Source organism: Dietzia sp. NCCP-2495 (assembly GCF_026011735.1).
Lineage (GTDB): Bacteria > Actinomycetota > Actinomycetes > Mycobacteriales > Mycobacteriaceae > Dietzia.
Map to the genome: position 1 here is coordinate 17,768 of NZ_BRVN01000017.1, position 19,029 is coordinate 36,796.

21 protein-coding genes and 3 tRNA genes are annotated in these 19,029 nt (G+C 67.3%); 23 read left to right on the plus strand and 1 reads right to left on the minus strand.

The genetic code is table 11. The annotated features are described in order from the left end of the window. Positions 1 to 118 precede the first annotated feature (118 nt). The 10 genes from OPF83_RS13215 to rplA all read left to right on the plus strand — a co-directional run bounded on the left by OPF83_RS13215 (position 119) and on the right by rplA (position 4,658). Positions 119 to 191: transfer RNA gene (locus OPF83_RS13215), tRNA-Thr, on the plus strand. A 41-nt stretch (positions 192 to 232) separates the two neighbouring features. Continuing rightward, positions 233 to 306: transfer RNA gene (locus OPF83_RS13220), tRNA-Met, on the plus strand. A gap of 49 nt (positions 307 to 355) precedes the next feature. Beyond that, positions 356 to 514, plus strand: coding sequence for a hypothetical protein (locus tag OPF83_RS13225; protein WP_264887947.1), 159 nt, complete (start codon positions 356 to 358; stop codon positions 512 to 514). 90 nt (positions 515 to 604) lie between these two features. After that, positions 605 to 1,003, plus strand: coding sequence for a (3R)-hydroxyacyl-ACP dehydratase subunit HadA (gene hadA, locus OPF83_RS13230; protein ID WP_264887948.1), 399 nt, complete (start codon positions 605 to 607; stop codon positions 1,001 to 1,003). Beyond that, a complete protein-coding gene (locus OPF83_RS13235) occupies positions 1,000 to 1,512 on the plus strand; it encodes a MaoC/PaaZ C-terminal domain-containing protein (protein WP_264887950.1) in 513 nt (170 codons plus the stop codon). Before hadA ends, OPF83_RS13235 begins: the two co-directional genes overlap by 4 nt. 250 nt (positions 1,513 to 1,762) lie before the next feature. Continuing rightward, positions 1,763 to 1,835 (plus strand) — tRNA-Trp (locus OPF83_RS13240). Between the two features lie 38 nt (positions 1,836 to 1,873). Beyond that, on the plus strand, positions 1,874 to 2,209 hold the full coding sequence (gene secE / locus OPF83_RS13245; RefSeq protein ID WP_264887951.1) for a preprotein translocase subunit SecE: 336 nt from the start codon (positions 1,874 to 1,876) through the stop codon (positions 2,207 to 2,209). A 64-nt stretch (positions 2,210 to 2,273) separates the two neighbouring features. After that, the gene (gene nusG, locus OPF83_RS13250; protein WP_264887953.1) at positions 2,274 to 3,155 is read left to right on the plus strand and encodes a transcription termination/antitermination protein NusG; all 882 of its coding nucleotides are present in this window, start codon (positions 2,274 to 2,276) and stop codon (positions 3,153 to 3,155) included. A 254-nt stretch (positions 3,156 to 3,409) separates the two neighbouring features. Beyond that, positions 3,410 to 3,844, plus strand: a complete 435-nt coding sequence (gene rplK, locus OPF83_RS13255; protein ID WP_264887954.1) for a 50S ribosomal protein L11 — start codon at positions 3,410 to 3,412, stop codon at positions 3,842 to 3,844. 91 nt (positions 3,845 to 3,935) lie between these two features. Continuing rightward, the gene (rplA, locus tag OPF83_RS13260) at positions 3,936 to 4,658 is read left to right on the plus strand and encodes a 50S ribosomal protein L1 (RefSeq protein WP_264887955.1); all 723 of its coding nucleotides are present in this window, start codon (positions 3,936 to 3,938) and stop codon (positions 4,656 to 4,658) included. 170 nt (positions 4,659 to 4,828) lie between these two features. Here rplA and OPF83_RS13265 read toward each other — a convergent pair whose 3' ends face one another. Next, entirely contained in the window at positions 4,829 to 5,812 is a 984-nt protein-coding gene (locus tag OPF83_RS13265; protein WP_264887956.1) for a diacylglycerol kinase family protein, read from the minus strand. 346 nt (positions 5,813 to 6,158) lie between these two features. On the opposite strand from OPF83_RS13265, the gene rplJ reads away from it, so the two are divergent. From rplJ to OPF83_RS13330, 13 genes are all read left to right on the plus strand, one after another. After that, positions 6,159 to 6,671, plus strand: a complete 513-nt coding sequence (gene rplJ, locus OPF83_RS13270) for a 50S ribosomal protein L10 (RefSeq protein WP_264887957.1) — start codon at positions 6,159 to 6,161, stop codon at positions 6,669 to 6,671. Positions 6,672 to 6,731: 60 nt separating this feature from the next. Continuing rightward, positions 6,732 to 7,121, plus strand: coding sequence for a 50S ribosomal protein L7/L12 (gene rplL, locus OPF83_RS13275; protein ID WP_264887958.1), 390 nt, complete (start codon positions 6,732 to 6,734; stop codon positions 7,119 to 7,121). A gap of 240 nt (positions 7,122 to 7,361) precedes the next feature. Next, positions 7,362 to 8,450, plus strand: coding sequence for an ABC transporter ATP-binding protein (locus OPF83_RS13280; protein ID WP_264887960.1), 1,089 nt, complete (start codon positions 7,362 to 7,364; stop codon positions 8,448 to 8,450). Positions 8,451 to 8,482: 32 nt separating this feature from the next. Further along, positions 8,483 to 9,313 (plus strand): ABC transporter permease, encoded by an 831-nt coding sequence (locus OPF83_RS13285; RefSeq protein WP_264887961.1) that lies wholly within the window; start codon positions 8,483 to 8,485, stop codon positions 9,311 to 9,313. A gap of 48 nt (positions 9,314 to 9,361) precedes the next feature. Then, positions 9,362 to 10,171: an MlaE family ABC transporter permease gene (locus OPF83_RS13290; RefSeq protein ID WP_375546268.1), complete on the plus strand. Its 810-nt coding sequence runs from the start codon at positions 9,362 to 9,364 to the stop codon at positions 10,169 to 10,171. Further along, positions 10,168 to 11,604: an MCE family protein gene (locus OPF83_RS13295; protein ID WP_264887963.1), complete on the plus strand. Its 1,437-nt coding sequence runs from the start codon at positions 10,168 to 10,170 to the stop codon at positions 11,602 to 11,604. Before OPF83_RS13290 ends, OPF83_RS13295 begins: the two co-directional genes overlap by 4 nt. Beyond that, positions 11,601 to 12,689 carry an MCE family protein gene (locus OPF83_RS13300; protein WP_264887965.1) on the plus strand — a complete coding sequence of 363 codons (1,089 nt, stop codon included), beginning with the start codon at positions 11,601 to 11,603 and terminating at the stop codon, positions 12,687 to 12,689. The genes OPF83_RS13295 and OPF83_RS13300 overlap by 4 nt, the downstream gene beginning before the upstream one ends. Continuing rightward, the gene (locus OPF83_RS13305; protein WP_264887966.1) at positions 12,689 to 13,711 is read left to right on the plus strand and encodes an MCE family protein; all 1,023 of its coding nucleotides are present in this window, start codon (positions 12,689 to 12,691) and stop codon (positions 13,709 to 13,711) included. The genes OPF83_RS13300 and OPF83_RS13305 overlap by 1 nt, the downstream gene beginning before the upstream one ends. Then, positions 13,711 to 14,937 carry an MCE family protein gene (locus tag OPF83_RS13310; protein WP_264887967.1) on the plus strand — a complete coding sequence of 409 codons (1,227 nt, stop codon included), beginning with the start codon at positions 13,711 to 13,713 and terminating at the stop codon, positions 14,935 to 14,937. The genes OPF83_RS13305 and OPF83_RS13310 overlap by 1 nt, the downstream gene beginning before the upstream one ends. Next, positions 14,937 to 16,265, plus strand: coding sequence for an MCE family protein (locus OPF83_RS13315; protein ID WP_264887968.1), 1,329 nt, complete (start codon positions 14,937 to 14,939; stop codon positions 16,263 to 16,265). Before OPF83_RS13310 ends, OPF83_RS13315 begins: the two co-directional genes overlap by 1 nt. Beyond that, entirely contained in the window at positions 16,262 to 17,506 is a 1,245-nt protein-coding gene (locus OPF83_RS13320; RefSeq protein ID WP_264887969.1) for an MCE family protein, read from the plus strand. The genes OPF83_RS13315 and OPF83_RS13320 overlap by 4 nt, the downstream gene beginning before the upstream one ends. Before the next feature lie 53 nt (positions 17,507 to 17,559). After that, positions 17,560 to 18,291 (plus strand): hypothetical protein, encoded by a 732-nt coding sequence (locus tag OPF83_RS13325; RefSeq protein ID WP_264887970.1) that lies wholly within the window; start codon positions 17,560 to 17,562, stop codon positions 18,289 to 18,291. Positions 18,292 to 18,307: 16 nt separating this feature from the next. Next, positions 18,308 to 18,988 carry a hypothetical protein gene (locus OPF83_RS13330; RefSeq protein WP_264887971.1) on the plus strand — a complete coding sequence of 227 codons (681 nt, stop codon included), beginning with the start codon at positions 18,308 to 18,310 and terminating at the stop codon, positions 18,986 to 18,988. Positions 18,989 to 19,029 lie beyond the last annotated feature (41 nt).

Below are 19,029 nucleotides of genomic sequence, written 5' to 3' on the forward strand. Positions count from 1 at the left end.
CAGATCGGGGTAGGCCACCATTGACCAGCCGATTTGTGTGCACTCGAAGCCTGTGTGTAATCTGCTAAAGGCTTACGCACCGAGCCGAAGACGGACAGTCCGAGACTCGATGTGGCCCGCCCCCTTAGCTCAGTCGGCAGAGCGTTTCCATGGTAAGGAAAAGGTCGTCGGTTCGATTCCGACAGGGGGCTCGCACTGTGCGGGCGGCGCGATCGCCCGACTAGCAGAGCATGCCGGTGTAGCTCAGCTGGTTAGAGCGCACGACTCATAATCGTGAGGTCGGGGGATCGAGTCCCCCCACCGGTACACCGAGAGAGCCGCCCGTGGATTCCGCGGGCGGCTCTCGTCGTCTCTGGTGTCTAAGGGATCAGCTTCGGGGCAGCGGCGTCAAAGCCGCGAGCTGGCGTACGCCTTCGAGGCCGTCCAGGTGTTCGGCTACCACCCACCGTCGCGGCGGGAGACCGCCGACAAGCTCTTCGCGTGGGCGCAGAACGAGGGCTTCCGATACGTCTGACCCGGCCTCGGGCCAGCAGCGTGCCGGGGCGGCGGCCACCCGGGCGAGACCGGCGGGACGGGCGCCGGCGCTGGGGTAGCGTCACCGGGTGTGAGCACAGACAACGCTGATGACCCCGTCGTCGTCGTCGGGGATCCCGTCACGGTCACCGACGCGGTGGTTGCGCGCTTCGCCGAGGCGGTCTCCGCACCGCCGGGGCAGCTTCCGGCGACCCTCGCCGCCGCGCTGACCGCCCCGGTCCAGCGCGCCGTGATGGAACACTCCGCGCTGCGTATCGACCTCTCGCGCACCCTCCACACCGCGCAATCCAGCGAGCACCACCGGCCGATCCGGGTCGGCGACGTCCTCACCGCCACCGCGACGGTCACCGGCGTACGGTCGGCGCGCGGCGGGCGGATGATCGGCTTCGACACCGTCCTGCGCGACGCCCGCGGCGCGGCCGTCCAGACCCTGACCAGTGCACTGCTCACCGCGGAGGTCCAGCCATGACGTCCCAGGGATCCACGCCCGAGGGCGAGGCGACGGGGGCCGCCGCACCGACGGCGCCGACGGCGACAACGACGACAACGACGACAACGACGACGGCACCGACTTCACCCTCCGCCGGCGACCAGTTGCCGACCCGCCGTCTCGAGGTCACCCGCGACGACCTGCGGAGATACGCGGAGGCCTCCGGTGACCACAATCCGATCCACCTCGACGACGCGGCGGCGCAGTCGCTCGGCCTGCCCGGAGTGGTGGCGCACGGGATGCTCACGTCCGCGCTGGCGATCGGGGTCGTCGCCGAGTGGGCCGGGGGAGCGGACACCGTGCTGGCCACGTCCATCAGGTTCGCCGGGCCCGTGGTGGTGCCCGCTGACGAGCCGGCGGTACTCGAGGTGGCCGGCAAGGTGCGCTCGGTCGCCGAGGACGGCGCGAGCGCCGAGGTGGCGCTGACCGTGACGTCCGCCGGCGCCAAGGTGTTCGGTAAGGCGATGATCACGGTCGCGCTGAGCTGACCCGGTCACTGCTGCGCTGGGTTGACCCGGTCACGGTCGCGCCGGGCTGACCCGGAGGCCGCGCGAACGACGTCCGTGCCCCCGCGACGGGCATGATTTCGACGCAGGGCACTGCTTGTCGTAAAGTGGGATGCCCGGCCGGAAGCGGTCGCGGCCCGCGCTGCCCACGGCAGTCGCCGACACTGTAGAGTCGAGGCGTTCGTGCGGACCGCAGTTCGTGGAAGGTACGGATGGTCGGGAAACCGGCCGAAGGGGCGTAGCTCAATTGGCAGAGCAGCGGTCTCCAAAACCGCAGGTTGCAGGTTCAAGTCCTGTCGCCCCTGCACTTACCCGCAAAGCCAGACGACCCGGAGGTAGGCGCGTGAGCACCGATCGCGACGACAGCGTCGACACAGACGGCGCCCGCGACTCCGAGACGGCTGTTCCCACCGGCAAAGCCGGTCGCGGCGACACCGCCGTGGCGAAGAGGGTGCGCACTGACGCGGACACGCCGGAAGACACGCGGACCGCTCGCGCGAACCCGATCACGTACATCCGGCAGGTGGCCGAGGAGCTGCGCAAGGTCATCTGGCCGACGCGTAATCAGATGGTCACCTACACCATCGTGGTGCTACTGTTCCTCATCTTCATGACGGCGCTGGTCTCCGGCGTCGACTTCGGTGCGGGCAAGCTCGTCGAGTTGGTCTTCGACCGCTGACGACCCGCCGCTGTACGTCCGGGGCGAGAACCGGACCGACGAAATTCGAGAGGACCGCAATTCCGTGAGCGAGATCGACCAGAGCCCTGAGGCCGACGGCGTCGAGGAGACCCCCGCGGCCGCTGAGCAGGCCGAGATCGAGGCCGACGCGGTGCTCGGTGACACGGGCGCGGATCCCGAGGACGCGCAGATGCCCCCGGCGGCGGACGACGTGATCGACGAGACCGTCGAGGGCGAGGCCGCCGGCGACGCCGCTGACGAGACCGCTGACGCTGGGGATGCTGATGCGGGAGAGGCTGATGCCGGGGAAACCGCGGCCCCCGCGATCGACCCGATCATCGCGTTCAAGCGCCAGCTGCGGAAGCTGCCCGGTGACTGGTTCGTCATCCACTCCTACGCCGGGTACGAGAACAAGGTGAAGGCCAACCTCGAGACCCGTGCCGTCACCCTCGGAGCCGAAGACAAGATCTACCAGGTCGAGGTCCCGATCGAGGAGTACACCGAGGTCAAGAACGGGCAGAAGAAGACCGCCAACCGCAAGGTCCTGCCCGGGTACGTCCTGGTCCGCATGGAGCTGGACGACGAGTCGTGGGGCGTCGTGCGCAACACCCCCGGCGTGACCGGCTTCGTCAGCGCGACCGGTGGTGCCACCGGCGCGCCGACCCCGCTGTCCCTGAGCGATGTCGCCAAGTTCCTGGCTCCCAAGCCGGAGAAGAAGCCCGCCGCGGCCGCCGCCGAGGGCGAGGGTGGACTGGTTCCGCAGACCATCGAGGTCGAGTTCGAGGTGGGCGAGTCCGTCACCGTCATGGACGGCCCCTTCGCCACGCTGCCCGCGAGCATCTCCGAGGTCGATCCGGCCGCGCAGAAGCTCAAGGTGCTGGTGTCGATCTTCGGTCGCGAGACCCCGGTCGAGCTGGGCTTCACGCAGGTCGAGAAGATCGACTGACGCCGACCTCGTACTTCCTGGCGAACCGCCCCACGCGCGCAGCGTGGGGCGGTTTCGTCGTCGAACGGGTGTGACAGGGCAGGGTGCGCAGCAGTCGATTCGTGTTGGGCAGGTATTGAACGTAGACTCTCCAAGGTTGCGCTTGTATTCCTCTGCCCGCTGCCGGTGGGTGGGGGTCTGTCAGGCACACACGACAGTCGGCCTCCCGCGTGTACAGCGCAGAGCCGAGATCCAGTCGAAGAATCAGGAAGACGATGCCTCCTAAGAAGAAGAAGGTCGCAGGGCTCATCAAGCTCCAGATCCAGGCCGGCGCCGCCAACCCGGCCCCGCCGGTCGGTCCGGCTCTGGGTGCCCATGGTGTCAACATCATGGAGTTCTGCAAGGCCTACAACGCCGCCACCGAGAACCAGCGCGGAAACGTCGTGCCGGTCGAGATCACGGTCTACGAGGACCGGTCGTTCGACTTCAAGCTGAAGACGCCGCCGGCCGCCAAGCTCCTGCTCAAGGCCGCCGGCCTGCAGAAGGGCTCCGGCACCCCGCACTCCGACAAGGTCGGCAAGGTCTCGATGGACCAGATCCGCGAGATCGCCCAGACCAAGATGGAAGACCTCAACGCCAACGACATCGACGCCGCGGCAAAGATCGTCGCCGGCACCGCCCGTTCCATGGGCATCACGGTCGACGGCTGACCCACCCCGAAGCACACACCTGTGGAAGGGCAGCTCAGGCCCGAACCACACCCAACCGCTGCGCAGTGGGCGCGGCAGGAATGGATGAGACATGAGCAAGAACAGCAAGGCCTACAAGGCCGCCGCTGAAAAGGTCGACCGCACCAAGCTGTACTCGCCTCTGGACGCCATGGCCCTGGCCAAGGACACCTCCTCGACGAAGATGGATGCCACCGTCGAGGTCGCCATGCGACTTGGCGTCGACTCCCGCAAGGCGGACCAGATGGTCCGTGGCACCGTGAACCTGCCGAACGGCACCGGTAAGACCGCCCGCGTCATCGTCTTCGCCGCGGGCGAGAAGGCCACCGAGGCCGAGGCCGCCGGCGCCGACGTCGTGGGTTCCGAGGACCTCATCGAGAAGATCCAGGGCGGCTGGCTGGACTTCGACGCCGCGATCGCCACCCCGGACCAGATGGCCAAGGTCGGCCGTGTGGCCCGCGTGCTCGGCCCGCGTGGCCTCATGCCGAACCCCAAGACGGGCACCGTCACCATGGACGTGACCAAGGCCGTCTCGGACATCAAGGGCGGCAAGGTCACCTTCCGCACCGACAAGGCGAACAACCTGCACTTCATCGTGGGCAAGGCCTCCTTCTCGGCCGAGCAGCTCACGGAGAACTACCAGGCCGCGATCGACGAGATCCTGCGCCTCAAGCCGTCCTCCTCGAAGGGCCGCTACCTGCAGAAGATCACCATCTCCACCACGACCGGCCCCGGCATCCCGGTCGACACCTCTGCAGTGTCCAAGCTGCTCGAGGGTGGCACCGACTCCGAGTGAGTCACACGTGACGAGATGAGCTGAGACTCCTCACCGGAACCCCGGGCCCCGCGACCATGACGGTCGCGGGGCCCGGAGTCCATTGCGGGGCGGCAGGGTGCGGCACGACGTTCGTGGAGCTGCGACGCACCTCAGCAGTGCCGGTTGTCGGATTCGGCGCGAGTGCGGCCTCAGTTCGCGACCCGCACCTTGAGACCACGGTTGGTGATGCGCGCCGAGAACTCGGTCACCTGACCGCAGTCCTCACCGTCGATCTGGAAGGCGGCCGGCTTCTCCAGGATCTGCGCCCGCATCCTGATGCCCTGTCGGAAGTCCACCGCCGAGGTCTGGCGCCGCTCCCGGTCCTCGGCCTGTGCAGTCGTGCCCCGGATCCCCTGGATTCGGTGGCTGACGGTGTGCTTGGCGAGTACGGCGCCCGCCTGGGCCCACTCGAGGGGGCCCTTCGCGCGCAGCGCCATGACGTCCAGCTTCCCGTCGTCGATCTGGGCCGCGGGCAGCAGTACCATGCCGCCCTGGAGCATCCCGCAGTTCGCCACGAGAAGCGTCCGGGCCTTCGTGTACACCTGCGGGTTCCGGTCGATCGAGTACTCGACCTTGATCCTGTGACCACGTAGCAGTGTGTTGGCGAACGCGCCGACATACGCCAGCCAGCCCACCCGGGCCTTGAGTTGGTCGTCGGTGCCCGCGATCATGTCGGCGTCCATTCCCGCGCCGAGCATGACGAGAAACACGTCGTCGTGCGACTCTCCCTCGCCGTCCGTGTAGGTGACCTCTCCGAGATCGATGGACGTGGTCCGGCCGCTCATCGCGACGAAGAGCGCGCGGTCCACCGCGTCAAGGGGGATCTCGAGGTTGCGGGCCAACAGGTTGCCGGTGCCGAGCGGGACGACCCCCATGGGGATCGTGCTGCCGAGCAGCCCCCGGGCGACCGATCGGATCGTGCCGTCGCCGCCGCAGGCGATCACGAGGCCGGCTCCCTCGGAGACTGCGGCAGCCGCCTGTCCGGTCCCCGGATCGTCCTCGGTTGTCTCATAGAACAGGGGGTCGGTCCACCCGTGGCGGGCGGCCCGGCTCTCGGTGCGCCGACGGATCTCGTCGGCACCTACCTTGATCGGGTTGTAGATGACGGCGACTCGGGACGAGGATGGGGGCACGGCTCCAATCTGTCAGAATCCCGACCCGCCCGCCATTCGCTCCTTCCGGAGGATTTGGTGTGTGCGCGGATTGCCTCTATTGTTGAGTCGAAGTTTGAGCGCCCGACGGACCTGTGTCGCCGGGTGACTGATCAAGTTTCACCGAAGACCGCAGGTCGCCATTCCCGCCGGGGATGGTCGAAGGGTCCGGGAGCGCCCGGACGACCCGCGCAGGCGAACATCGGATCAGCGTCGGACTGTCGCGCCGGGCCCTCGGGTCCGGACAGTGCCTCCACGCCCCGTGCCCACCTGCGCACGGGGCGTTCGTGTTTCTCTCGGGCGAGATGAAGCAGAAAGGAGGCGAAACATGGCAAAGCCCGCCAAGGTCCAGGCCGTTGCGGAGATCAAGGAGCACTTCCAGAACTCCTCGACCGCCGTGGTCACCGAGTACCGCGGACTCTCAGTTCCGCAGGTCACCGAACTGCGTAAGGCGCTCGGCGAGGACGCCACGTACACCGTGGCCAAGAACACCCTCGTCAAGCGTGCTGCTGAAGAGGCCGGAGTCGAGGGTCTCGATGACCTCCTGTCCGGCCCCACTGCTATCGCGTTCGTCACCGGCGAGGTCGTGAACGCTGCCAAGGCGCTCAAGACGTTCGCCAAGGACAACAAGGAGCTCGTCGTCAAGGGCGGCGTCATGGACGGCGCTGCGCTGTCCGCCGCCGAGCTTGACAAGATCGCCGAGCTCGAGTCCCGCGAGGTCCTGCTCGCGAAGATGGCCGGTGCCCTCAAGGGCAACCAGGCCAAGGCCGCCGGCCTGTTCAACGCGCCCGCTTCCCAGCTGGCACGTCTGTTCGGCGCCCTCCAGGACAAGAAGAACTGACACACCCCACACGCTTCCGGGTCGCCTGACGACACCGGGACACAACGAAAGGACGCCACCATGGCGAAGCTCAGCAACGACGAGCTGCTCGAGGCCTTCAAGGAGATGACCCTTCTGGAGCTCTCCGAGTTCGTGAAGCTCTTCGAGGACACCTTCGAGGTCACCGCCGCCGCTCCGGTCGCCGTCGCGGCCGCCGGTGCCCCGGCTGCCGGCGGCGACGCCGGTGCCGCCGAGCAGGACGAGTTCGACGTCGTCCTCGAGTCGGCCGGCGACAAGAAGATCGGCGTGATCAAGGTCGTGCGCGAGCTCGTGTCGGGCCTGGGCCTCAAGGAGGCCAAGGATCTCGTCGAGTCCGCCCCGAAGGCGATCCTCGAGAAGGTCGACAAGGAGGCCGCCGAGGCCGCCAAGGCCAAGCTCGAAGAGGCCGGCGCCAGCGCCTCCCTCAAGTGAGCTGACGACCTCACATCTGTGTGACCGCAGGGGCGGTCCGGCATCGTGCCGGGCCGTCCCTGCGGCATTTCCTCTGATCGGGGCCCGGACGTCACATTCCGGCGTGTCAGACGCCTTTCAGCGGGCGACACGACACGCCCGGAGTAACGGAAGTCCGGGGTATGTAACAAAGCCACTGTCGAGAGCGGTAGTTTACAGTGACCGTGGCCACAGACGTGGACTGAAGTGAGGAGTGGTGACGTGGGTGTCGAGGTTTCCGTCGAAGGGCTGACCAAGTCTTTCGGTTCGCAGAAGATCTGGGAGGACGTCACATTCACTCTTCCCGAGGGAGAAGTGAGCGCACTGCTGGGACCGTCAGGTACCGGTAAGTCCGTCTTCCTCAAGTCGCTCATCGGTCTCCTGCGTCCCGAGCGCGGCAAGATCATCATCGACGGGACCGACATCCTCCAGTGCACCGCCAAGGAGCTCTACGAGGTCCGCAAGCTCTTCGGCGTCCTCTTCCAGGACGGTGCGCTGTTCGGCTCGATGGATCTCTACGACAACGTGGCGTTCCCGCTGCGGGAGCACACCCGCAAGTCGGAGAGCGAGATCCGCAACATCGTCATGGAGAAGCTCGAGCTGACCGGTCTGACGGGGGCCGAGGGCAAGCTGCCCGGTGAGATCTCCGGCGGTATGCGTAAGCGCGCCGGTCTTGCCCGCGCCCTGGTCCTCGATCCGGAGATCATCCTCGTCGACGAGCCCGACTCCGGCCTCGACCCGGTACGCACCACCTATCTCGCGCAGCTGCTCATCGACATCAACGCGCAGATCGACGCCACGATCCTCATCGTGACGCACAACATCAACCTCGCCCGCACGGTGCCCGACAACCTGGGCATGCTCTACCGCAAGAACCTCGTCATGTTCGGCCCCCGCGAGGTGCTCCTCACCAGTGAGGAGCCCGCAGTCCGCCAGTTCCTGCGTGGCTCGAAGCTCGGTCCCATCGGCATGTCAGAGGAGAAGGACGACGCGCAGATGCGCGCGGAGATGGAGCAGGCCGAGGCCGGCCACAACGACGGCTCGCCCGGCGAGGACGAACTGCGTGGCGTTCCCGCGCAGATGCAGCCGACCCCCGGCAGCCCGGTCCGTCAGGGTGAGCTCCGCCGCGAGAAGCGCGTGTCCGAGATGCTCGACACGCTCCCGCAGGAGGCGCAGGACGCGATCCGCGAGGAATGGGCGTCCCGTGGTCTGACCAGCGGGACTGTCGGGGCCGGAGCCACTGCCGGGGCAGCGTCGACGGCCGGTACAGGCGGCGGTGTCGACGACCACTATGGTGCTTCTGAGAACTGACTGAGCAGTCCACGAGTCTGGGGGGAGGTGTGATGGCGGAGGACGCAGCAACGCAGTCCGGGAGAACCGCAGGGGTCTCGGCAGCCGACGTCGGCGGAGGTGTCCGCGGCGCGATCGGCGAGGCCGGGAAGATTTTTCGGTTGTTCCTCGAGGTGATCCGCGGGGTCTTCAAACGGCCGTTCCAGTTCCGCGAGTTCATCGAGCAGTCCTGGTTCATCGCCTCGGTGACCATCCTGCCGTCCGCGCTCGTCGCGATTCCCTTCGGCGCGGTCGTGGCGATGCAGACCGGATCCCTGGTGCAGCAGCTCGGAGCCGAGGCCTACACCGGTGCGACCGGTGTGCTGGCCGTCGTCCAGCAGGGCGCCCCGCTGGTGACCTCGCTCCTCATCGCTGGTGCGGCCGGGTCGGCGGTGGCCGCCGATCTCGGCGCCCGCACCATCCGCGAGGAACTCGACGCCATGCGTGTGCTGGGAATCGACCCCGTGCAACGGCTCGTCGTCCCGCGTGTTCTCGGAATGATCCTCGTCGCGGTGCTGCTCAACGGGCTCGTGTCGATCGTCGGAATCTCCGGCGGGTATGTCTTCAACATCCTCCTCCAGGGCGGTACCCCGGGCGCGTACCTCATGTCCTTCGGTGCGCTCGCGCAACTGCCGGACTTCATCATGTCCTCCCTCAAGGCGATGGTCTTCGGACTGATCGCCGGGGTAGTCGCGTCCTACTGCGGCATGAACCCCAAGGGCGGGCCCAAGGGAGTCGGCGACGCCGTCAACCTGGGCGTCGTCCTCACGTTCCTCCTGCTGTTCTTCGCCAATCTGATCCTCACGGCGGTGTACCTGCAGATCGTTCCGCCGAAGGGGTCGTAGATGGCCATCCATACCGACGTCGGCCCCGCCAGGGCCCGGCTGCGGGCCATGGTCCGTGGCCCCGTCTCCTCGTTCGACTCGCTGGGCGACCAGCTGGCCTTTCACATGCGGGCGATCGGCTGGATACCGCAGACGATCGTGCACTACCGCCACGAGGTGCTCCGGCTCATCGCGGAGGTCACCTTCGGCGTCGGCGTGCTCGCCGTTCTCGGCGGCACGATCGGTGTGATCCTCATGATGAGCGGTTTCACCGGTGTGGTGGTCGGCATGCAGGGCTACGCCGCCCTCGACCAGATCGGTAGCTCCGTCCTCACCGGCTTCCTGTCCGCCTATGTCAACACCCGTGAGGTGGCGCCGATCGTGGCGTCACTGGCCATGTCGGCGACGGTGGGCTGTGGATTCACCGCCACGCTCGGGGCCATGCGGATCTCCGAGGAGATCGACGCGCTCGAGGTCATGGCGATCCCGAGTGTCCCGTACCTGGTGACGACCCGGATCATCGCGGGGTTCATCGCGGTGATCCCGCTCTACGTGGTCGGCCTGTTGTCGTCGTACCTGGCGACCAGAGGCGTCAACACGATGATCCAGGGGCAGTCGACAGGGTCGTTCGACCACTACTTCCACCTGTTCCTCCCACCTGAAGACGTCATCTACTCGTTCATCAAGGTGATCATCTTCGCGTTCGTCCTGGTCATGATCCACTGCTACTACGGCTTCACCGCCTCGGGCGGACCCGCCGGTGTCGGCGTCGCCGTGGGGCGCGCCGTGCGAACCACGATCGTTGTCGTGGCGATCCTGAACTTCTTCGTCGGACTCGCTCTCTGGGGCACAACCACGACTGTGCGGGTTGCCGGATGACCGAGATGTCCTCGACGCGCAAGCGTCTCCTGGCCGCGCTGTTCGTGGTGATCGTCCTCGCGTTCGTCGGTGTCACCGTCGCGATCTACAACAGGGCCTTCACCAAATCCGACACCATCACCATGTTCACTGATGACATGGCGTTCTCCCTGCCCAACGATGCCGACGTCAAGGCGCGAGGCGTCCTGGTCGGTCGGGTCGCGGAAGTGCAGCCCGAAGGGGACAAGGTCCGGGTCGACATGGAGTTCACCCCGGAGTTCATGGACCAGCTGCCGTCGAACATCAGCGGACGGCTCCTCCCCAAGACCCTGTTCGGTGAGCGTTACGTCTCGCTCGCGTTCCCCGACACCCCGGTGGGGACCCTCGAGGCAGGGGGCACCATCGAGCAGGACACCCGGGGTAACGCGCTCGAGCTCGGTCGGGTCCTCGACGGCCTGCTCCCTGTTCTCGAGGCGGTCCCGCCGCAGAAGCTCGCCGGAACCCTCGGCGCGATCAACCAGGCACTCGCCGGCCGGGGCGACGAGCTCGGAGCGAGTCTCGTCGACATCGGCACCGTGTTCGACGGCATCTCTCAGGAGATGCCCGCACTCGAGTCGGGGCTGGAGGATCTCGCGACCTTCTCGCAGACCTATTCAGAGGCCCTGCCCGATCTGATCCATGCGCTGGACGCACTCCGTACCACCGGCGACACGGTCATCCACCGGCGCACCGACATCGCGGACGGCATGCAGCGGATCAGCTCCGGGGCGCAGGTCACCACGGACTTCCTGGCGAGGAACAGAGACGACCTCATCGACCTCGCGATCGACTCCCGGCGGTCCCTCGAGGCGCTCGCCGAGTACACCCCCGCCCTCCCGTGCACGGTCGAGCACTTCATGACCGCGCTCGAGCGGTCGGACGACATCCTCGGTGTGGGCACATCGACGCCCGGTATCCGGGTCACGATCGAGGTCGTCAACCCCAAGGGGCGGTACGTCCCCAACCAGGACGAGCCGCGGTTCTTCGACACCCGTGGACCCCGGTGCTACACACCGGCCGAACCGCCGTTCATGTTCCCGTCGGCGCCCGGTGGCGCAATCGCGGACGGGTCCTACCAGGTGCCCTCGCGTAACCCCGGCCCGGAGTTCATCCCCACCCTGCCCAACCCGTTGCTCGAGGACGGACCCGTCCCGGAGATGCGCACCCGTGGCACCGTGCCCGCCGCACCGGGCCGCGCCGTCCCGGAGCAGCCGAACCGACCGTTCCCGTCGACGGTCACGGCCGGACAGGGTGACGACGTCATGGCGATGGCGTACGCCGGGTCGCCCCTGGAAGCGGACACCGTCCGTTCCGTGTACGGGGTCGCGAGTTCGCGTGACGTCGAGGAGATCCCCGGGTGGATCGGCGCCATCGGCGCGCCCGGACTGCGAGGAACGGACGTGGCGTTCAAGTGAGCCCGAAACTCAAGGCGCTGTTCCGTGGCGGCCTGCTCGGATCGTTCATCAAGCTGGCGGTGTTCATCGTCGTCACGGCCATGCTCAGCACCGTTCTCGCGGTCACGATCCGGGGCGGGACCCGGGACTCCGGCACGGAGTACTCGGCGATCTTCTCGGACGTGACCATGCTCGAGGAAGGGGACGACGTCCGCATCGCCGGCGTCGTCGTGGGACACGTGACCTCGTACGAGATCTACGAGCGAGACAAGGCGAAGGTCAACTTCACCATGTCCGGAGACCGAACGCTGCCGGAGAACGTCCACCTGACGCTGCGGTTCCGCAACATGATCGGCCAGCGGTACATGAACATCGCCCGGGTGCCCGGTGAGGGAGGGACGACGATGCCCGAGGGCACGACGATCCCGATCGAGCAGACGACCCCGGCCGTCGATCTGACCGCGCTGTTCAACGGCTTCCGTCCGCTGTTCACGACGCTCCAACCCGAGGACGTCAACGCCCTGGCGGATTCGCTGGTCAAGGTTCTGCAGGGCGAGGGAGGGACGGTCACCAGCCTCGTGCAGCAGACGTCTCAGCTGACCAATCACCTGGCGGACCGTGATCAGGTGATCGGCGAGGTCATCGACAACCTGACCCGGGTGCTGCAGACCGTCAACGAGCGCGACGTGCAGTTCCAGCAGCTCGTGGTGACCACTCGCCAGCTCGTCGAAGGTCTGTCACAGGAGCGGGACGCGGTCGGCAGTTCGATCGACTCGATGGCCGATCTGACCGCGTCGGCGGAGAACATCATCACCGCGACCAGGCCCCAGGTCACCGAATCGCTGGATCACCTGAAAAAGGTCACCGACGACTTCGTCGCGAACGAGCCCAAGGTCTCCGAGGTGCTCAACAACATGCCGGTCAATACCGACAACCTCATTCGGATGGGCTCGTTCGGTTCCTGGTTCCAGTTCTATCTGTGTGGCGCGGACATCGTGTCCGGACCGGGCGCCGGAGTCCCCAACCTGCTCCCCAGCGGAGGACCGACGATCAATCACGTGCTCTACACGAACGCCGCACCCCGATGCCAGGCAGGGGGGATCTGATGAGCAAGCGCAAGGCCGACGAGCCACGGTTCTCCAATCCGATGATCGGCGCCGTCGGCATCCTGGTGATCCTCGCCCTCACGGCGGCGTCGTTCATGCTGGACTCCATCCCGATCGTGGGCGCGGGACCGAAATACAAGGCGCACTTCTCCGAAGCCGCGGGGTTGACCGACGGCAACGAGGTGCGGGTCGCCGGTGTGAAGGTCGGTGTGGTGACCGGCGTCGAGCTCGAGGGTGACAAGGTCCTCGTCGAGTTCCGTGCCAAGGACGCCTGGCTGGGCGACGACACCCGTGCGAGCATCCAGATCAAGTCGGTCCTCGGCCAGAAGTACCTGGCCCTCGCACCGGCGGGCAACAACGAGATCGACCGGTCCGAGCCGATCCCGCTCGAGCGGACAGTCGCGCCCTACGACGTCGTCACGGCGTTCTCGTCGGCGGCGGAGACACTGGACGAGATCAACGACGAGAAGTTGGCGGACAGCCTCGACACCCTCACCGAGACCATGCAGGCCTCACCCGAGGAGTTCAGGGGAGCGGTGGACGGTGTGGCACGACTGTCGCAGACGATCTCGAGCCGGGACGCCGAACTCCGCGAGCTGCTCGAGGCCACCCGCACGAGCTCCAAGATCCTCGCTGACCGCAATGACGACTTCCGTCGGCTCATCCTCGGTACCGGGCAGCTCCTCGGTGAGCTCAACGCGAGGTCGGAGAGTCTGAAGGTCGTCCTGGCGGCGACCCGCGGGCTGTCCTCACAGCTACGGATCCTGGTGGCGGAGAACGAGGCCGAGTTCGGTCCCACCCTCCAGAGCCTCGACTCGGCTCTCGGAATCCTGACTGACCACGAGGACCAGGTCAAGAAGTCGATCCACAACCTCGCGCCCTTCTACCGGCTCTACGCCAACATGCTGGGCACCGGCCGGTGGTTCGACTCCGTCGTCACCAACCTGATACCCCCGGGTGCACCTGAGCCTCCGTTCTATCCGGGTGCCCGTGGCCCTGTCAGATTGAGTGGGATCAACTGATGCACAAGAAGCTGCCGTACTGGCTCGTGGCGCTGCTCCTCGTCGTCGTCGTCGCGATCGTCGCCGTCACCTACCTGGCCGTGACACGGCTGGGACGTACCACCGTCACCGCGACGTTCCCGACCGCCGTCGGTGTCGCCCCAGGTACCGACGTCCGGATCCTCGGCGTGACCGTGGGCTCCGTCGACGAGGTCACCCCGATGGGTGACACCGTCGAGGTGAAGCTGCACGTCAACCGGGGGGTCGAGATCCCCGCCGACGCCAAGGCCGTCCAGGTCACCCCGTCGGTGGTCCCGGACCGCAACGTCCAGCTCGTCCCGGCCTACTCGGGCGGTCCGACGATGGAATCGGGCGCCCACATCCCGATCGAGCGGACCGCGACACCCGTCGAGGTGGACCGGCTCTACAAATCGCTCGAGGACCTGACCGAGGCGCTTGGACCCGAGGGCGCCAACGCCGAGGGATCCGTGGACCGGTTCATCACCGCCTCCGCGGACACGCTCGGTGGCAACGGCGCGGCACTCGGTCGCTCACTGGACGAGCTCTCCGTCGCGGCCACCACCCTCGCCGATTCCAGCCAGGACATCAGCGAGACCGTGGTCAACCTCCAGTCGTTCGTGACCATGCTGGCCCAGAACGACGCCCAGGTCCGCGAGTTCAACACCCAGATGGCGACCTTCAACAACACGGTCGCCGGTCAGCGCGAGGACCTGCAGGGCGCCCTGGCCGAACTGAGCTACGCCCTGGCCGACGTCGCCCGCCTCGTGCGGGACAACCAGGACCTGATCCGGACCAACGCCGACAAGCTCGCGAGCCTGAGCCAGATCACCGCCGACCAGCGCGGTGATCTGGAGGAGATTCTCAAGACCGCGCCGCTGGCCCTGGCCAACCTCATCTCCGCCTACGACGCGGAGTCCGGGACGCTGGCCATGCGTCCGAACATCCCGGAGAAGCAGAACCCCGCCGGCGTCCTGTGCACGCTGATGAAGCTCGGCCGCCTCAACCCCGGCAACCAGATGTTCCAGGAGCTCGACAACCTACGCCGCGCCGACATCACGGCCTGTGAGGACCTCGCGCCGATCCGCAACCAGGAGCTCCGCGCGTCCAACCCGGACCTCCCGCTCGGCATCCTCGCCGGCGAGATGAAGCAGTCGATCCCGGTCCCCGGCACCGTCCAGGGCAACTACGGCTGGCCGATGACCCCGGCATCCGAAGGGGGCCGGTGATGAACGAAAGCCGCGAGAACCACATGACCGACACCACGACAGTCGGATCAGGCTCGCCCGTCGGTGCGGGGGTGTCCCGGGCCGGCCGGGCAGGACTGGCACGCGCCGGTCGGACGCTCGGAGCCACAGCACTGGTCGCCGCACTGGCAGCGGGCTGTTCGGCGAACCTCGAGGACTACACGCTGCCCGGCGGCGCGGACGTGGGGGACAACCCCAAGACCGTGTCCATCCAGTTCGACGACGTCCTGGACCTCGTCCTCCAGTCGTCGGTGAAGGTCAACGGCCTCGACGCCGGGCGCGTCACCGGCATCGCCCTGGCCGACGACGGCTGGACGGCGCAGGTGGAGGTCGTGATCAACGACGACGTCGAACTTCCGTCGAACGTCGAGGCGTCGATCCAGCAGACGAACCTCCTCGGTGAAAAGTTCGTCCAGCTGACCCCGCCCGTCGACGAGCCGGCCGACGGCGAGCTCGAATCCGGTGACGTGATCCGCCCCTCCAACACCCGCACGGCGACGGATATCGAGCAGGTGCTCGGCGCGCTGTCCCTCGTCCTCAACGGCGGGGGAGTGGACCAGCTCCAACCGATCGTGATGGAGCTGCGCAAGGCCACCGAGGGCCGGGAGGAAGGCCTCACGGAGACGATCCGATCGGCGGATGAACTCATCTCCGGGCTGAACCGCCAGCGCGACAACATCACAGCGGCGCTCGACGGGGTCAACCTCATGACCGCCCGGGCCAACGACCAGCGGATGCAGATCCAGGCCGCGCTCGACGAGCTCCCGGCCGGCGTCGCGGTACTCGAGGAGCAGCGCCCGCAGTTCGTCGAGATGCTCCGGCGCGTGGACGCGCTCGGACAGGTCGGATCCGACATCCTCCTCGAGAGCCGCGAGGACCTCATCGCGGACCTCCGGGCGCTGCGGCCGGTTCTGCAGTACCTCGCCAAATCGACGCCCGACCTCATCCAGCTGACCGGGTTCGTGCCCACGTTCCCGTTCCCGGACGCGTCGATCCAGTCGACCGTCGGCAGCGCGGCCAACGTGTTCCTGTCGGTCGACGCCACGATCTCCGAGACATTGAGAAACCTCGGCGCCAACCAGGGCGACCCCGTCTCGGTGACACCCACCACGACGAGCGGGCCGTACAACATCGATCCCGGTAACCCGTGGGTCGGTGACAACGGCCCGGACCGGCGCACCACGATCGTCCTGCCGCTGCTCCCGGTGCCGCCGATCATGGATCGTGCGGTCACTCCGAAGCAAGCGCCGGGTACCTCGGAGTTCTCCGAGAACTACCTGCCCGAACCAGGGGAGCCCGGATTCCGATGACCAAGACCCTGAGAACCCAGCTCATCCTCTTCTGCGTGATCGCAGCGGTGGGAATCACCTACGTCGGCGCCAATTACGTGCGTCTGCCGTCGCTGTTCGGCATCGGTCAGTACCAGGTGTATCTCGACCTCCCAGACACCGGTGGTGTGTTCACCAACGCCGCGGTCAACTACCGGGGCACCCCGGTCGGGCGCGTGGGGGATCTGTCGCTGACCGATGACGGAGTGCGTGTCGAACTGGACCTGGACTCGAGTGCGCCGGACATTCCGGCGGACACCGTCGCCGTCGTGGCCAATCGTTCGGCGATCGGTGAACAGTACGTCGACCTGCAGCCCAACAGCCTCTCCGAGCCCTACCTCGGGGACGGCGACGTCATCTCGGCCGGCGAGGAAGCCCTACCCGTCAGGGTGGGGGAGCTCCTCAAATCCGTGGACGAGTTCACCCGCTCGGTCCCGCTCGACGAACTCGAGGTGACGGTCGACGAGCTCGGTAAAGCCTTCGAGGGCAGGGGGCCTCAGCTCCAGCGGCTCGCGGATTCCCTGATCCGGATCTCGGACTCCGGTATCCGGACCATGCCGCAGCTCCAGACGCTCATCCGTGACGGGGCGACGGTCCTGGACACCCAGGCCGATCAGTCGGGCGAGATCCTCAGCTTCTCGCGCGACCTTCGGATCGTGACCGAGGCGCTCCGCGATTCCGACTCCGATCTCGAGCGGCTCATCTCGACCGCGCCGGAAGCCGCGGACGAGGCACGAAAGCTCGTCGAGAACTCGGGCGAACCGCTGTCGCGGTCCGTATCCAACCTGTCCACGACGATGAAGACGGTCGATCCGCTCGCGCCGTCGTTCAAGGTGCTGCTCCAGCTCCTCCCCGCCCTGGCCGCCGGCGGATTGTCCGTGGCGCCCGGTGACGGCACAATCCACTTCGGTCTGGTGCTCGAAATGGATAACCCGACCCCGTGCACCATGGGGTACGAGGGGACCAAGCGGATCATCGACGAGATGAAGGCCGCGGATCCGTCGTTCGACCCGCAGGAGCAGAATTTCCCCCCGAACTACGACGCGAGATGCACGGTGCCGTTCGGCAGCCCCAGCGCGGTGCGCGGTGCCGACCGGGTCGAGTACGCCTATCCCGGCGTCGAACAACCCTGGGACACCAAGCCCAAGGTCGACGCGGACCGTCTCAACCTGTCGGTGGCCGCCGAGCAGCTCGCAGTGCTGCAGGGACTGATCCCGCGGTGACGGAGCGGACGGGCGATCACCCGTCGCGCCGTCCATCCGGTACCGTCGCCGCCATGAGTTCGCAGGAGGAAGGCCAGACCGACGATGCCGCCGAGAGCGGCGGCGTCCCCCGATGGTTGGCCATCGTGGCGGTAGTCGTTCTGGTCGTGGGGCTGGTGTTGCTCGCGGTGTTCGGCACCAGGTACTGGCAGGCACGCTCCGACCAGGACCTGGCCAACCAGCGGGACACGGTGTCCGATGTCGCCTCGCAGGTGATCATCAACGCCTTCAGCTTCGATCACCGCAGCGTCGACCAGTCGCTGGAGCAGTTGGCCGGTGCCTCGACGGGTGCGTTCCTCGACGAGCAGAAGCAGTGGTCCGAGGACGTCCGTAAGCGCGTGGTCGAGCAGAAGGCCGTCACCAATGCCACCGTCTCGAACACGGCGGTCGAGAAGATGGACCTGGACGCCGGAGAGGCAGCCGTCCTGGTCGTCTTCACCGCACATTCCGAGCGTGAGGGTGAGGAACCCATCACCGGGCGTCAGGCGATGCGGGTGGATCTGACGCGGGTCGACGACGAGTGGAAGGCCAGTGCCGTCAACCAGGTCGGCGTCACCGTGCCCGTCGGTCAGTCCAGTGCGTCCGTTCAGGAACTGGGCGATCCCACCGAGGGCGCGGACGAGAGCGGTACAGACACCAGTGATTCAGACGCCGGTGATTCCGACGCGAGCGGTGCGGACGACAGCGATACCGCGGAGGAGGAGTCGACCACCGCGCCGGCCCCCACCACCTCCGGCGGACGATGAGGAAGGTCCGGTAGAAATGCCACCCATCAAGAGAACCCAGAAGCAGACCGCCGCCTCCGCCTCTGCCTCCACGCGACGCCTCGCGGGGCACTCGCCGACCTCCCGCAGGGAGACCGCCGCGACCACGCCGGAGGAGTCCGCCCCGAAGCGTTCCCGGCGGACCGCGCCCTCCGAGGCGTCCGAGGACCGTGGTCGTCGTCGTGGTCTCGCCCGGCCGCTCACCTACGCCGCGCTCGTCGTCGGCGTCGCGGCAGGCGCGGCGGGAACCTACCTCGCCTTCCTGCCGGGGATCTCGGTCGACAACAGGGCGTTCGTCGAGCAGGCGGCCACCGACGAGGTCATCGCCGCCGCCAGCACCAACGTCCAGCGACTCGTGTCGATCGACCACGAGAACCTCGACGCCTACCACGACTCGCTCGGGGAGTTCCTCACCCCGAACCTCGTCGAGGAACTGGAGAAGAACTGGCCGGCGCTCAAGGAGAGCTACGAGCAGTCCGCCACGACCGTCGACGCCCAGGTGCTCGAGGCCGGCCTGTCCTACCTCCAGGGTGACAGTGCCGAAGTGCTGCTCGTGCAGGATGTCTCGATGGAACGCGACGGCGCCGCCGCCGGCAGCACCAGCGGTACCTACCTCGTCGGACTGACCAAGGTCGACGGCACTTGGAAGCTGTCCAAGATCCCGGACCTGCCGTCCTGATCGGACCGGTCGCGGCCCGATCGCAGCCTGCACTCGGCCCG

Excerpts from the sequence above, each read along its gene's own strand:
- OPF83_RS13235 (WP_264887950.1), top strand. The coding sequence starts at position 1,000 with ATGACGTCCCAGGGATCCACGCCCGAGGGCGAGGCGACGGGGGCCGCC.
- rplK (WP_264887954.1), top strand. The coding sequence starts at position 3,410 with ATGCCTCCTAAGAAGAAGAAGGTCGCAGGGCTCATCAAGCTCCAGATC.
- rplA (WP_264887955.1), top strand. The coding sequence starts at position 3,936 with ATGAGCAAGAACAGCAAGGCCTACAAGGCCGCCGCTGAAAAGGTCGAC.
- rplJ (WP_264887957.1), top strand. The coding sequence starts at position 6,159 with ATGGCAAAGCCCGCCAAGGTCCAGGCCGTTGCGGAGATCAAGGAGCAC.
- rplL (WP_264887958.1), top strand. The coding sequence starts at position 6,732 with ATGGCGAAGCTCAGCAACGACGAGCTGCTCGAGGCCTTCAAGGAGATG.
- OPF83_RS13285 (WP_264887961.1), top strand. The coding sequence starts at position 8,483 with ATGGCGGAGGACGCAGCAACGCAGTCCGGGAGAACCGCAGGGGTCTCG.
- OPF83_RS13290 (WP_375546268.1), top strand. The coding sequence starts at position 9,362 with ATGGTCCGTGGCCCCGTCTCCTCGTTCGACTCGCTGGGCGACCAGCTG.
- OPF83_RS13295 (WP_264887963.1), top strand. The coding sequence starts at position 10,168 with ATGACCGAGATGTCCTCGACGCGCAAGCGTCTCCTGGCCGCGCTGTTC.
- OPF83_RS13305 (WP_264887966.1), top strand. The coding sequence starts at position 12,689 with ATGAGCAAGCGCAAGGCCGACGAGCCACGGTTCTCCAATCCGATGATC.
- OPF83_RS13310 (WP_264887967.1), top strand. The coding sequence starts at position 13,711 with ATGCACAAGAAGCTGCCGTACTGGCTCGTGGCGCTGCTCCTCGTCGTC.
- OPF83_RS13315 (WP_264887968.1), top strand. The coding sequence starts at position 14,937 with ATGAACGAAAGCCGCGAGAACCACATGACCGACACCACGACAGTCGGA.
- OPF83_RS13320 (WP_264887969.1), top strand. The coding sequence starts at position 16,262 with ATGACCAAGACCCTGAGAACCCAGCTCATCCTCTTCTGCGTGATCGCA.
- OPF83_RS13325 (WP_264887970.1), top strand. The coding sequence starts at position 17,560 with ATGAGTTCGCAGGAGGAAGGCCAGACCGACGATGCCGCCGAGAGCGGC.
- OPF83_RS13330 (WP_264887971.1), top strand. The coding sequence starts at position 18,308 with ATGCCACCCATCAAGAGAACCCAGAAGCAGACCGCCGCCTCCGCCTCT.